Source organism: Vibrio sinensis, assembly GCF_003605645.1.
GTDB classification, from domain to species: domain Bacteria; phylum Pseudomonadota; class Gammaproteobacteria; order Enterobacterales; family Vibrionaceae; genus Vibrio; species Vibrio sinensis.
Genome location: NZ_QVMU01000019.1, coordinates 15,002 through 27,693 on the forward strand (window position 1 = coordinate 15,002; position 12,692 = coordinate 27,693).

The 12,692-nt window shown below is 39.6% G+C and carries 14 protein-coding genes and 1 pseudogene; all 15 read left to right on the top strand.

Features of this window, described 5'->3' with window-relative positions; genetic code table 11:
* Positions 1-2 precede the first annotated feature (2 nt).
* The 15 genes and pseudogenes from DZ860_RS16685 to DZ860_RS16755 all read left to right on the top strand — a co-directional run bounded on the left by DZ860_RS16685 (position 3) and on the right by DZ860_RS16755 (position 12,503).
* Positions 3-230 carry a hypothetical protein gene (locus DZ860_RS16685; RefSeq protein ID WP_120033583.1) on the top strand — a complete coding sequence of 76 codons (228 nt, stop codon included), beginning with the start codon at positions 3-5 and terminating at the stop codon, positions 228-230.
* The gene (locus tag DZ860_RS16690; protein ID WP_133305451.1) at positions 227-916 is read left to right on the top strand and encodes a hypothetical protein; all 690 of its coding nucleotides are present in this window, start codon (positions 227-229) and stop codon (positions 914-916) included. The genes DZ860_RS16685 and DZ860_RS16690 overlap by 4 nt, the downstream gene beginning before the upstream one ends.
* Positions 913-2,559 (top strand): PcfJ domain-containing protein, encoded by a 1,647-nt coding sequence (locus tag DZ860_RS16695; protein WP_165862922.1) that lies wholly within the window; start codon positions 913-915, stop codon positions 2,557-2,559. Before DZ860_RS16690 ends, DZ860_RS16695 begins: the two co-directional genes overlap by 4 nt.
* A gap of 91 nt (positions 2,560-2,650) precedes the next feature.
* Entirely contained in the window at positions 2,651-2,896 is a 246-nt protein-coding gene (locus DZ860_RS16700) for a hypothetical protein (protein ID WP_120033589.1), read from the top strand.
* Positions 2,868-3,716, top strand: coding sequence for a hypothetical protein (locus DZ860_RS16705; protein WP_120033591.1), 849 nt, complete (start codon positions 2,868-2,870; stop codon positions 3,714-3,716). The genes DZ860_RS16700 and DZ860_RS16705 overlap by 29 nt, the downstream gene beginning before the upstream one ends.
* 90 nt (positions 3,717-3,806) lie before the next feature.
* The gene (locus DZ860_RS24775; RefSeq protein ID WP_165862927.1) at positions 3,807-4,670 is read left to right on the top strand and encodes a DUF1186 domain-containing protein; all 864 of its coding nucleotides are present in this window, start codon (positions 3,807-3,809) and stop codon (positions 4,668-4,670) included.
* 80 nt (positions 4,671-4,750) lie between these two features.
* Positions 4,751-5,820 (top strand): annotated as a pseudogene (locus DZ860_RS16715) (IS3 family transposase); the annotation flags it as partial.
* Between the two features lie 144 nt (positions 5,821-5,964).
* Positions 5,965-6,606, top strand: coding sequence for a hypothetical protein (locus DZ860_RS16720; protein ID WP_120033593.1), 642 nt, complete (start codon positions 5,965-5,967; stop codon positions 6,604-6,606).
* Between the two features lie 75 nt (positions 6,607-6,681).
* On the top strand, positions 6,682-8,778 hold the full coding sequence (locus DZ860_RS16725; RefSeq protein WP_120033595.1) for an ATP-binding protein: 2,097 nt from the start codon (positions 6,682-6,684) through the stop codon (positions 8,776-8,778).
* Complete coding sequence (locus DZ860_RS16730) at positions 8,771-9,841, top strand: DNA cytosine methyltransferase (protein WP_120033597.1); 1,071 nt, start codon at positions 8,771-8,773, stop codon at positions 9,839-9,841. Before DZ860_RS16725 ends, DZ860_RS16730 begins: the two co-directional genes overlap by 8 nt.
* Before the next feature lie 439 nt (positions 9,842-10,280).
* On the top strand, positions 10,281-10,688 hold the full coding sequence (locus tag DZ860_RS16735) for a DUF3577 domain-containing protein (RefSeq protein ID WP_120033599.1): 408 nt from the start codon (positions 10,281-10,283) through the stop codon (positions 10,686-10,688).
* A gap of 143 nt (positions 10,689-10,831) precedes the next feature.
* Complete coding sequence (locus DZ860_RS16740; protein ID WP_133305452.1) at positions 10,832-11,341, top strand: hypothetical protein; 510 nt, start codon at positions 10,832-10,834, stop codon at positions 11,339-11,341.
* A gap of 63 nt (positions 11,342-11,404) precedes the next feature.
* On the top strand, positions 11,405-11,737 hold the full coding sequence (locus tag DZ860_RS16745) for a hypothetical protein (RefSeq protein ID WP_243641875.1): 333 nt from the start codon (positions 11,405-11,407) through the stop codon (positions 11,735-11,737).
* Between the two features lie 103 nt (positions 11,738-11,840).
* The gene (locus DZ860_RS16750; RefSeq protein ID WP_165862923.1) at positions 11,841-12,173 is read left to right on the top strand and encodes a hypothetical protein; all 333 of its coding nucleotides are present in this window, start codon (positions 11,841-11,843) and stop codon (positions 12,171-12,173) included.
* A gap of 90 nt (positions 12,174-12,263) precedes the next feature.
* Positions 12,264-12,503, top strand: coding sequence for a hypothetical protein (locus tag DZ860_RS16755; protein ID WP_120033603.1), 240 nt, complete (start codon positions 12,264-12,266; stop codon positions 12,501-12,503).
* The last annotated feature ends 189 nt before the right edge of the window (positions 12,504-12,692 follow it).

Sequence of the window (12,692 nt, forward strand, 5' to 3'; positions counted from 1 at the left end):
ATATGCGCCAGTTCTTAACAGAAACTCAGCTCGATGCCTTGCTGTCACTCTATTCCGATCGTGATTTCCCAAAGAAAACCCGCGATGCGGTGAGGTTGCGCATTATCAATGGGCATACCTATGAACTCGCTGAGTTCATTACTGGTGTATCGAGGCGCAATATTTATCGAGGTGTGATGAAGCTAAAGCGTGCGCATGAAATTATGACCAATGAGTATGGGGTTAGATGATGAATACTGAGTTATCAATGACATTATTGGACTTTTTTAAGCAGTCTCGGCGCCCGATTTATTACAAAGGCATCCTTAATCAGCTTCGTAATAATGAGGTGCTCTCATTTGGCGGGATTCGTAGGTCGATTGGTCGGAAGCGCTTTGCGTATGGCCAAGCTTACATCCAAAAACTGACCAAAAATCAATTTTCCTTTGTTGGATTATGGACACTGCCAAGCAAACCAGAGCGTCACGATTATTGGGTTCAAGGCTCGTTTACACTAAGTAAAGGTGTGATGCGTTTCGAAAACGGCATCACACCTGATCATTTGCGTGCCTTTTTCAAAGTGTGTCGTTATTTAGGCGTGCATAAGAGAAAGAGCCTAGCGCAATACCAACAAGCGCATATTGAATATTCAAATGCAGTGAGCCAGCGGAATGAAGCGATGCGTAATTATGAAGAAGAATTCAGCTGCTATCCCGAACCAGAAACAATGGATGGGTTGTTTGGTGTTAGACCTTTTCTTGATGATTTTAATTGTTGGTTTTTGGCGCACGGCTATAAACCTCTATTTGATGGCGAAGTTTTGATAGGAGGGTATTCGAGTTTAAGCAACGATTTAGATTTTGATACTCGCGATCGCATTATGACAACGCCATGGCTCGCGCTAACCCAGAAACAATTGTTAAGAGAAAAGAAATGAACTCAATGACGACTTTTCCTCATTCACAAGTGCTACTCTCACCCAGTGTTGCCAGCCTGTATTGGTTTGATGGGGCATTTGAAGCTCCAAAAAAGATAACATGGTGTGAATTGTATGCGTTGATAAACGCACAATTGTGGCGTCGTATGGTGATGCGTGAACAAGATGGTCATCTTGACACCTTGGTATTGGCTGGGTTGTTTCGTATCGTAAAAAATACGTCATCACAAAAGGTCACTATGCAGCGCAAATCTTTACAATTGGATTGCGATCTTATGCCTACCTGGTCTTGGGTGACCACCTCTTATTTACCGGATTTCATGATGCAATCATTTCAGGGCTCACTTGTTTGGAGATTTCGTAAGATCTTGGAGTTCAGCGTAGGTGAGATTTTAAAAGATTTAGATAAGCAAGGGTTCACTACGTTAGAGATACCTGTGAAAGCGGCTAAGAGCAGGTTATATGATGGTGTTGATGCAAGTTCAGCTAAAACTGCGCTTCTGGATATTGGGGACGTTGCTAGGCAGTGGGTCGTCGATCAATTCGGCAAGCAGTTTGGTTTTCTTGAGCAGGGGATAAAACAAGGAAGCCGTTCACTATACAAACACCTTTGGCATTTTATTGATAAAGAGAAGTTGTCGATTTATTTGCAGATTTATCAATGCTCATTAAGCCAAGTATCGTTTAAGACTATTCATAAGTTTAGTCGTATTGTCGTAGATGTTCAGCGTTTCAAAGAGCAGGCGTTATGGCTGCCTTGGCTTAGTGTATTACCAATTAAAGTTAGAGAGCGTTTAAATCAACCGAATTTGTTTAGCTATGAGTTCTTGCTATCAAACTTACCCGATGAGGTAAGTAAGGGGGCTGTACGCAAAATTAATCGTCAGCCGAGGCGGATTCAAGTGCTACTTATTGAAGCAAATATGTGGACGCCGCAGGAGTTGGCATTGGTGGACGCATTGGATGGCTATCCAACTTTAATCAAAGCAAAGATCCTTTCAGAAATTAAAGAACGAAAAGAGTTTGGTGAATTACGCCTAAGTGTTGGTGATTGCCAGCGTGTTCAACGGGTTGTGTTTCGTTGGGCGCAATACTTTAGTTCAATGATTGGCCAGGTAAAGGTGCGAAAGCAATGTGAGCAATGGCAACGAGCTCTTAACCAATTCAGCGACGTATTGAGTTGGGTTATCAGGAGTAACGGCGTAGTGCATAAAAATCAGAAGTGGTACGCATTGGTGCAGCAACATGAAAAATGGGTAGAGCAGTTAAATAGGGATGATAAAACGAGGGATACAGAAATAGATGCGTTGAGTTGGGAGTCCGCAGAATGGGACCGAGCCGCCGTGAAAAACGGTAAAGTAGAGATTGAAGAAATTACCCAAGGGGCGAATCTTCGTCTTGAAGGGAGCGAGATGGAGCATTGTGTGTGGTCATATTTGAGTGACTGCTTAAAGCAACGCTACCGTGTATTCTCGCTGCGAACGCCAGAAGAGAGAGTGACGTTGGGGTTGTATATGGACCCGGTAACATTGAAATGTACTTATGATCAATTGCGAGGCCTAGATAATGATATTGCGAGTCGGTCAATGCAGCAGTTGGCCAAGCGATTGATAAAGCAGATTAACGCAATAAATGGAAGTTAATTACTTCAATCATTTTGAAATAAATAGTTGTCGTGGTGTTGATTGCGGACCGATGACTAGTCAAATCGAGTAATATACGAAGGAAATAAAAATGATAAAATCAATTACATTAACGGAAATACCAACGCCACAAGATGTTGATCCATCGTCAAAATTCGTCATTGATAATGGAGTTACGCAGACCATGATAAGCGTAGATGTGATATTACAATGTTTACGTATTGCAGAGAGACAAGGCGATATACCCTCGTTACCTCAAGAGTGGTGGTTCCCTTTAATGGCTCGTTATCAAATTAGGATGGATACCGATGAAAATATACAAGTTGAGAGTGACTGATGCTGGTTATTCAGATTTGACTAGAGACAGTTTTGAAGAGCAGACAAACTTGATGCCTCCTTGGTTTGACCATCAAGCGGACAAAGAGAGGCATTTTGCGGTTTGTCCTGCTTGTAATAACTCAACTCAAATAATGAATTTGTATCACGAAAGTGAACCTTTATATGCTAAGCATAATTTAAGTGTAACGGTTGGACTTCAAAATGAAATAGCACTCTCGTACTGCCCTTATTACACAAAGAGACCGAGGCTGACTCTGGAGGCTCGAAGGGTTCGTGAAGATGAAACATCTATTCAAATTATGCAATGCTTGATTGAAAATTTTGACAAAGTAGCTTTTCTTATCAAAGAAACGATAGGTTTATTGTATTCAAAAGGTCAACTCCAGAAGATGTTGGATGTATATCATAACAGTAGGGGTTGGTTATACAGTGGGGCGAATTTGCTAAATGTACCATGGATATTTTTATATCAAGCTCGCTCGCAGAATGTTGCAGGAATGCGGATCTACAAAGAAGAGATTAGAGCTGCGATGCTACGATACAACGACCGCCTGACATTCAATGAATACAACAACGTAATTTTTCCTAAAGGGGAATTCATAGAGCTCAATATAAGTTTTATTCACCATAAACAAACAATTGTAAACGAAAGGTTGACTGAAACATTGGAGCTAAATATTACAGGTCGAAAAAACGTGTTGGTTTACTCCGAGTTGATTACATTTCATCACGAACGTTTTTCAGGATTAGTCAATTCTAAAAATGAGCAATTTCGTCAATATGATCTTGTTGAGATGGCAAGGTCAATGTTGAACTAAGCCATAATCCCAGTGAAAATGAAACTTTTGGGGAGCCAGATGCACTAATGCTTATGATTGTAATTTTCGTATGTTAACAAGTTGATTGATATGCAGATTGAAGAAATAGTAAAAAAGCTAAGCCAATATGATACCACGTTTCCTGAGCAGGCTTTGATTGCGGCTAGAGAGAATTGGTCTCAGCTAGTTCCCATTGTTAATGCTGCTTTTGATGCTGCGGTAGGAAAAGAAACACTTACCGATGAAGAAGAGAGTTTTTTGTTTTGGTCGGTGTTGCTCGTAGGAGACCGCAAAGAAAAGGATTGCTTTGAGTCTTTGCTTCGATTTATTGACCAAGAAGATACGCCATATTCGCAACTAGAATCCGTTTTAGGTGATGCGCTAACTGAAAATTTGGCAAATATCGTTGCTATCGTCGCCAGTGGTAGATCTGGGCCGTTAAATAAAATTCTTTTGAGTTCGAATGCTGGAGAGTACGTTAAAGTTGGAATGTTGAGAGTTTTGAAGCATATGGTTATATGTGACGAACTAACGACCGATTACTTCGCCGTTCATGCCTCGTTATGGATAGAATCGCTAGTCGCAAAACAACATTGTTATGCGTTGGGTGTGCTAGGAGAGATGTTGATTGATTTTAAGCTCTCTTCGTTCCAAACAATTTTTATGGGTTTGGCTCAGCAAGATTACATCGAACCTGGGATGTTGAAAATCTCCGAGATAGAGAGCTGGTCTTTTGATTCGAACGCTGATAAGAGAATAGATGACTTTGGTACGTTTGATATTATGACGGTTCAGTATTGGGCATCTTTTCTTGGTGATGATAAATGGAATGCCATGTTTAATCCGTTTGCGGCACTTATTGATGAACCTTATGTTGCCGATAAAACACCGGGTAGAAACGATCCTTGTTTTTGCGGGAGTGGTAACAAGTACAAGAAGTGTTGCTTGAATTAAAATAGCCCTGACCTTTTGGTTGGGGCTTTTTTTGCTTAAGTGTCCCGTCCTGAAATGTGTTTACACATTGAGGACGAATTATGACTGCTTCAAATAAACTCTACGTTAAGCGCACTCAGCGTGATTACACACTAGGCTTTAAATTGCAGGTTGTTGATGCCGTAGAAAAAGGCGAAATGACCTACAAGCAAGCACAAGGCATTTATGGTATCCAAGGTCGTTCAACTGTTTTAACTTGGCTGAGAAAGCACGGAAAAATGGATTGGACGCAAAACCCAAGGAAGAACGCTATGCATAAGACTACCAAGCCTAATGAGTCTCCCGCTCAAAAAATTAAACGTCTTGAAAAAGAACTCGAAGATGAGCGGATAAGAAATCTGTTCTTGAATGAAGTGGTTGATATTCTTGACGCTGAGCATGGGACAAGCCTAAGAAAAAAGTATCTAGCCAGGGAGCGAGAAGCCTTCAAAAACAGAAAGGGGTCAGCCTAGCTAGAATTTGCCGCTTATGTGGCATATCGAGACAAAGTGTTTACCAAAGAGAAAAGCGAGCAACTGCCCGTCAAATTAAGCTCGATCCCGTAAAGCAAATGGTTTTAGAGCTCCGACGTTATATGCCTCGAATTGGAACAAGAAAACTGTATTTCTTACTCAAGCCAAAACTAGAAAAAGCAGGCATTAAACTAGGTCGGGATGCACTCTTTGACTACTTACGTAATGAGAGACTTCTTGTTCGACCAAAACGCAGTTTTACAAAGACAACCAATAGCCGACACTGGATGCAAAAGCATCCTAACTTACTGAAGGAGCTTAAGCCGAGTCATCCCGAAGAAGTATTGGTCAGCGATATCACCTACGTCCAATCGGATAAAGGTGTTCATTATTTATCTCTTGTAACAGACGCATTTAGTCGAAAAATCATGGGGTATGAGTTGAGTAATGAGATGAAAGCAACAGATGTTGTAAAAGCTCTGCGCAAGGCAATAAGAGCACGTCAATATCGATGCTCTTGCATTCATCACTCAGACCGCGGTCTTCAATACTGCTCAGCAGTTTATCAAGAGCAGTTGAAAAGTGGGGACATAAAGCCATCCATGACCGATGGGTATGACTGCTACCAGAATGCGTTAGCAGAGAGAGTCAACGGGATATGTCTCGTCCTAAAATACGGTGACAGTTTTATACTAAGCCAGCTGCGTTAGCAGTTGGTTTTTTAGCGCGTTTTTGTTATTTATTATCCCATTTAACTACGATAGTATGGATTCTATACCTACGGTTTAGGATTAAACTAGATCATGCCACAATTAATTGAAGTAGGTTTCGATATGAAACTCACCATGCCATCTTCTAATAAAACAGAAACATCGCTCTTTCTTGCGAGTCAGCCGCAGGAATTTATACTGCCTGGTTTTGTTGTACCTGCGGGTTATCGATTGGTGACGAAGCTCCATACACCAACAGCTGATGGTGTGATGCAAACAGTTTGCTTTATCTATACGGGCGGTGATGTGCCCGAAATAGTTTATAAAGTTAAATTGATTGTCCGAAATGAGCCTAACGCCTACTTACCAATTAAAAATTGCACTCAATTGCTGGTTTGGAGGCAGGTCGCAGGTCCGCATAGTTTTGTTTTGTCAGGTTTTGCTCGACAAGTTTTTCAGTACTTATTGCAATCAAATAACATCATGATCAGTGATGAACAACAGACTTCAGATGGTAAACGTTTTTGGTTAGACCGAATGGGTGAAGCATTTTCTATTGCAGATGCTTCGGTCTACTATGTTGATCTTGATGAGTTGGACAGTGACTTATCTCCAATTGTTGTCCGTATCCAAAGCTTTGAAGAGTTAATGGAGAGGTTTGTTCCTAAAGGTTGGGGGGCTGATGAAGCTCATAATAATCGAGTGTTTGTGATATCTACTCAAAAATTAGTCTGATTTTATTGTGGTGATTTCAGCGTTCTATATACATAGCAAGTAAAATACTCGAAGTTTTTTAAAAGGGTTTTATTAATGTCAGTTACAGCTAAATTTGCACTTCAATACAGCCATAACATCATTGAACATTTAGGCTTAAAATTATACCAAAACAAACCAACCAATGTTATAGCTGAGCTAATATCTAATTCTTGGGATGCTGATGCTCAAAATGTATGGATTGATATTAATGCTGATCATCTAAGCGTTATTGATGATGGTTTTGGTATGTCAGAAGAAAAACTTAAAAGTAATTATCTTATTATTGGTAAAAAGAAACGTTCTGGAGAGGACCTATCTAAGCAAACAAAAAAACAACGTTGTGTTATGGGCAGAAAAGGAATTGGTAAGTTAGCTCCGTTTGGGATTGCCCAAAAGTTGTCGTTGATTACAATTTCGAAAGAAGAGAAAAAGTGCTTTTGGATTGAATTAGATTTAAATGGAATGTTGTCGACATCTAATAATCCAGATTCGTTAACCCCTATTTTATATGAGCCAAATGTAGTTTGTGATGGTGTCCAGTTGAGTGATCTACCGTTATCTTTAGATAAAACAGGTCAGGTTGAGAAGTTTATTGACCGCATTAAAGATCTTGGTCATGGTACTGCTATTATTATGGAGACACTATCTCTTAAAAAAACTATACCTCTAGAACAATTAAAGCAGTCAATTGGTCAGCGTTTCACCATTACGTTGTTGCGAGATGACTTTTCAGTCTTAGTTAACGAAAAAAAAGTAAATGAGGGAGAAGCACTCCCCGTTTTTAGTTTCCGTATACCAGATGAAGGATTAGTAACCGAAACTATAAATATTAATGGTATTGATCGTGAAATTAGCTATTGGGTTGGTTTTGTTGACAAAGCAGATTGGTCTCAAGACCAAGCTGGCGTTGGCGTATATGCTCATGGAAAAATCGCTCAAGATAGACCATTCGTATTTGGGTTAAAAGGTCGTGAAATTTGGTCAAGATATATGTATGGTGTTATTGAAGCTGATTGGCTTGATGAGCTTGATGAAGATGTTGTATCTACTGACCGTACCAGTATTAATTGGGAAAATGAAGATGCCGAAGTTATGTATCAAAAAGGTGCGGAACTCACGGCGAAATGGATAAACCAGTTTCAAAAACATCAAATCACGAATAATATAAATCGAGTCAAACATAAAATTAAACAATTACCTAATGATCTAAGAGTGACGGAAGTAGAACAAAATGCTATTTCTGATATTGTCTGTAGTATGAGTCCTATAATTCAGAAAGATGAAAGTTTGCAGAATGAAGTTATTCAAAAATTGACATCAGCTTGGACTCATGCGCCAAGTCAAGCTATTATTAAATCTCTATGGACTAAAGTAAAGGATATAGACGATGAGCATGAATTTATTCAGACTATAGATGAAATTAATAAGCATTTAGTCCCTGAGTCTATGTCTTTATCTGTAATGGTTTCACAAAAAATATTTGCGCTAACAAAATTAGAACAATTAACAAAAACTGGGACAGAACCTCAGCTACAGAATTTACTAGAGCAGTTTCCTTGGATTTTAGGATCTGATAAAGGAAAATTATTTGCTAATCAAACTATGAAAGAAGTAGCTAAAAAAGCGGCAATCGAAGGGAAGTTACTTGCTCACGGTTCAACAGTTGAGGATCTAAAAGATCATCCAGATTCAGCGACTAGACCTGACTTCACGATTTTTTCTGATTCTAATGATAGCCGTATCATACTTGTTGAACTCAAAAGTCCATTAGTGGATTTAGAGCGTACACATTTGAATCAACTCCGTACTTACATAGGTTGGTTTGAAGATCATTACCCTGATGCTCAAGTTTATGGGTACTTGATAGGAAGAAATCCAAAGCAATGGCAAGAAAAAAACAGAGACCCGAATATTCAAGTTTTATCTTGGCAGGATGTATGCTTGCGATCTAGAAAAGACTATGTTGAACTACTCGCATCTATGTTGTACGGGGTTTCTGAGTTTTATGATGATGTGCGAATAAAAAAAGCGGTTGAGTTTGGCGGAAGTGAGTCAATGGAGCTTTTGAATAAAATGGCAGAGTCTAAACCTCAATTACGGGAGTTATTTGACCGTATTAATAGAACAACAGGTGGTTCACTAAATGTTTAGCTCTATTGATTTATTCTCTGGTGGGGGAGGTCTTTCCGAAGGAATGAAGCAAGCTGGCTTTAATATTTTATCTGCTGTAGAAAATAATAGAGATGCCGCTGAAACATTTAGAGCTAACCATGATTCGTCTTATGTTTTTGAAAATGATATAAGGCTGGTCTCTGGTTCTGAAATTCTTAATAAAAGCAATCTATTAAAGGGAGAGTTAGATTTACTCGCTGGGTGTCCACCATGTCAAGGCTTTTCATCTCTTACTCGAAAGTACAAAAGAAATGATGATAGAAATAGTTTGATAAACGAAGTTGGTAGGCTCGTTAAGGATTTAATGCCCAAAACAATAATGATTGAAAATGTCCCAGGGTTGATGGATAAAGGAAAACCGTTATTAGATGCTTTTTTGGATGATATTCATAAGCTCGGGTATATTTCTAATTATGGTGTATTTCAAGTTGCGGACTATGGTGTGCCTCAGAGTAGAAGGCGGTTTGTTTTGTTAGCGGGTTTAGAATTTGAAGTTAAAATACCACAAGCTACTCACTCAGAAAAAGCATTAGAAGGTAAACCTGCTTGGATGACTGTTAGAGAAGCTTTTGATGGACTGGACGCCCCCGTGCTTTTGAAAGATACGTATATGGAGGGGGGACCCCAAAAATTTAATTGGAACGTTAGACGATATATATCACCAGTTAATATTGAGCGGCTTAAATATCTCAAGCCTGGTGGTACGAGGTTTGATATTCCTGATAGACTGAGGCCAAATTGTCATAAAGGTTCTCAGAAAGGTTTTTCAAATGTGTATGGCAGGATGAGCTTTGATACTGTTTCTCCAACTATTACTGGCGGTTGTACTACTTTGAGTAAGGGACGGTTTGGGCATCCTACAAAATTAAGAACTATATCTGTTCGTGAGGCTGCAAGACTTCAGACATTTCCTGACAGTTTTAGATTTGTTACTGATACTGTGGATAGTGTATGCCAAATTATTGGAAATGCGCTTCCTTGTGAGTTTGCCCGTATTATGAGTGCTGCGTGTAAAGAGGCTATCTTAGTAAATCAGACATAGCTCGATTTATAAAAGTAAAAACATTTATAATTCAATAAATTAAATATTATATTACACGCTCAAAACGCAAAATTAAACATCATACAAGGCCGTTGTAATCACAACGGCTTTTTTATTCGCCAAAAGTCGGCAAGCGGATCGCTAGTTGACCCTCTGTAAAAAATTTAATCTAAATCACTTTACAGCCGATCGAAAAATGCTATTCTGAATAGGATTAAAGTTGTGTACTGACTTATAGTACAAAGCACACGGGAACTACACCTCCCTTAAATCGCTTTCTGAGACGTGTCGCGGTCTCAATGAGACTGGAAAGCTTTTTCAACTTTTGTCCATCTTATGATGTAGACATAACTTACTTTGTTACCACCCACACGGGAAGATTATTTTCCCAACGGGGTAATAGTTTTTCTCGTTTCATTACTTGTTAGGAGAAAACACTATGTCTGGTAATAACAACGCTAACTACTTCGATATTCACACTTCTGCATTTGGTTTTATTAACCGTGTACGTAAGGTTGTACCGAATAGAGGCGAACCGTTCTGGGCGGCTGATTTTTCAGCTTGTCGAGGCGATGCTGACGAAAAAACGTACTTTGACGTTAAAGTTGTTGGGACAGAAGCTATTGCTCTGTTTGAACAACACCTTGCGAATTTTGAGCAAGATAAAGACAAAGTAACAGCAAGCATTGTTATCGGCGATTTGCGCGTAGAACAATTTACTTATAAAGCTGGAAAAAAACAGGGGCAGCCTGGCGTTTCATTGAAAGGTCGATTGCTTCGTTTTAAATACTTGAAGGTTAATGATGAGGTTGTTTTTAAGACTGAATCAGAAGCCCAAGCCGCTTAATAACTGACTGCCCAATACGTTTATCGTGTTGGGCATTTTCGTCTAAGGGCGAAAGAACTCTGACCCAATGGGGAAACATTCCCTGCGGGCATCGTTTCTCTTTTTTTATTCGTAAATTTGGAGAAATGATGATGAATGAACAAATGATAACTCAACATCAGTACAACGCGTTTGTACTGGCGCAAGTTAATACGGATGGTTGGCAAAACGAAGAAACGTGCCCTGATTGTGGCAAAATGGCAATCAGACGTGATTTTGAATCTTGTCATACCGGTTCTGTGAATGCGCATTACACCCTAAATTGTTCACATTGTGGCTACCATGAGTGTGAGCAGGATGAGTGTTCTATCTGTGATGTGAAATATGACTACAACCAACACATCAATGATGAGGTTGGTAAATGGTTGTCTTTTATGGATTTAGTTGAAGACAGGTTAGCCGAAGGACGATGTGTCCCTGGTGTACTTTGGACTGAGTTCAAACATGTCATGTATCATCAACCAGCAGTGGCGGATTTATTTGATAATGTTTTAGATCTCGGTTTACCAGCTAATTGTGGAAGACAAGTTGTTCATCATGTTCAACGACATATCATGGATGTGCGATTTAAGCTTTATCTTGAACAACGTATTCAGCTTGCGAAATTGAATTAATCATAAACCCACAGGGGATTCGATCCCTTGGGCATCGTTTCTCCTTTTTTAATGAGGAGAACGATGATGAAAGCAGTAACGGTAAATGTTGGCGGTGCGAAGGTGGATTGTTTTGTGCAGTATGCGCAATACGGCAATAGCCAAATCGCTCTACAACTTATCGCTCAACAAAGTGCAGAGAATGAAGCGCAAGGTATCTTCCCTGGTATGCCAATTGGCAAGCCAACGGTTTGTTTACCTGAGCAGAGTTTGGCGCCTAATGAAACGATAATCAAAGATTGTGATGAGTATGCAGGTTTTCTGGATGCCTTAGAGCAAGCTGAGATAGTCAAAGCAACGGGTCGAGAGATCTGTTGTGGGTATGTTTCATACAAGGTAGTTGAAGTCTTAGTTTAATTATTTGTACACCTAATCCGGCAGGAACTTCGTTCCTGTTGGATTGGGGTTTTCTGCCTTTTTTGTTATAGTCATATAAAATGGCAGGAGAGATATGTTAGGAATGAGTAATAACTCGGACAATTTCACCCAAAAAGATTTGATGATGTATTTGTTAGATACTGCGCAGCATGCTGCTACGCGAGAAAATTTACAGACACTCGAAGCAAATCTTAACATTCGTATTGATCAGGTTCGCGATGAGCTAAAGGAAGTTCGTGCCGAACTGAAGCAAGACATTGCTGATGTGCGTGGTGAAGTAAAAGATGTTCGAACCGAATTGAAAGAAGTCCGAAACAAAATGGATCGTATGACATGGGCCATTTGTGGAACGATTATTGTGGCTGCGGTTACGGTAATTTTTAAGGATGTGCTTTTATCTGGTTTAATCTCATAAATTACTGCTGACATTAAATTAACCAAGAGCCTCTGTCCATTTGGACCGGGGCTTTTTTCTGCCTAGATTATATCGATGATAGGATAAGCTATGTGTGACGAACAAAGGCGCATAGAAGAACGTGAGTTAGAGAAAATTCAGCTTTTGCGTGAAATCTCTAATGCTTGCAAGCAGATGAATGATGATCGCAACCTGAACCACTTTGAACGAGAAAAGTTAATTTCTCGGCGTGTTCGGTTCACTTCTAACGAGAAATGGTTAATGGGAGCGCTCATTATGTCAATGATCGTGTCTCTGCTTGCAATTGTCATTACTTTTGCTAAATCGTGAGGTTTTGATTCGATGCGATTACAAGACAAATCTTTGGGTGATAGTAAACCTGATGATTCATTTCGATATATAACCGAAGAGTTGTCTCGAGATATAAAGAGGGTACAGGTTGACCTGGTCAAATCGATAGCTGTGATGTTGATTATTCACACAGTGTCAATTGTCTCTCTTATTTATGTCGTTCAAGTT

What these genes read in the sequence shown, in the direction of transcription:
- DZ860_RS16685 (WP_120033583.1), top strand. Translation starts at nt 3, where the DNA reads ATGCGCCAGTTCTTAACAGAAACTCAGCTCGATGCCTTGCTGTCACTC.
- DZ860_RS16725 (WP_120033595.1), top strand. Translation starts at nt 6,682, where the DNA reads ATGTCAGTTACAGCTAAATTTGCACTTCAATACAGCCATAACATCATT.
- DZ860_RS16750 (WP_165862923.1), top strand. Translation starts at nt 11,841, where the DNA reads ATGAGTAATAACTCGGACAATTTCACCCAAAAAGATTTGATGATGTAT.
- DZ860_RS16740 (WP_133305452.1), top strand. Translation starts at nt 10,832, where the DNA reads ATGATAACTCAACATCAGTACAACGCGTTTGTACTGGCGCAAGTTAAT.
- DZ860_RS16735 (WP_120033599.1), top strand. Translation starts at nt 10,281, where the DNA reads ATGTCTGGTAATAACAACGCTAACTACTTCGATATTCACACTTCTGCA.
- DZ860_RS16755 (WP_120033603.1), top strand. Translation starts at nt 12,264, where the DNA reads ATGTGTGACGAACAAAGGCGCATAGAAGAACGTGAGTTAGAGAAAATT.
- DZ860_RS16720 (WP_120033593.1), top strand. Translation starts at nt 5,965, where the DNA reads ATGCCACAATTAATTGAAGTAGGTTTCGATATGAAACTCACCATGCCA.
- DZ860_RS16745 (WP_243641875.1), top strand. Translation starts at nt 11,405, where the DNA reads ATGATGAAAGCAGTAACGGTAAATGTTGGCGGTGCGAAGGTGGATTGT.
- DZ860_RS16700 (WP_120033589.1), top strand. Translation starts at nt 2,651, where the DNA reads ATGATAAAATCAATTACATTAACGGAAATACCAACGCCACAAGATGTT.
- DZ860_RS16705 (WP_120033591.1), top strand. Translation starts at nt 2,868, where the DNA reads ATGAAAATATACAAGTTGAGAGTGACTGATGCTGGTTATTCAGATTTG.
- DZ860_RS16690 (WP_133305451.1), top strand. Translation starts at nt 227, where the DNA reads ATGATGAATACTGAGTTATCAATGACATTATTGGACTTTTTTAAGCAG.
- DZ860_RS16730 (WP_120033597.1), top strand. Translation starts at nt 8,771, where the DNA reads ATGTTTAGCTCTATTGATTTATTCTCTGGTGGGGGAGGTCTTTCCGAA.
- DZ860_RS24775 (WP_165862927.1), top strand. Translation starts at nt 3,807, where the DNA reads ATGCAGATTGAAGAAATAGTAAAAAAGCTAAGCCAATATGATACCACG.
- DZ860_RS16695 (WP_165862922.1), top strand. Translation starts at nt 913, where the DNA reads ATGAACTCAATGACGACTTTTCCTCATTCACAAGTGCTACTCTCACCC.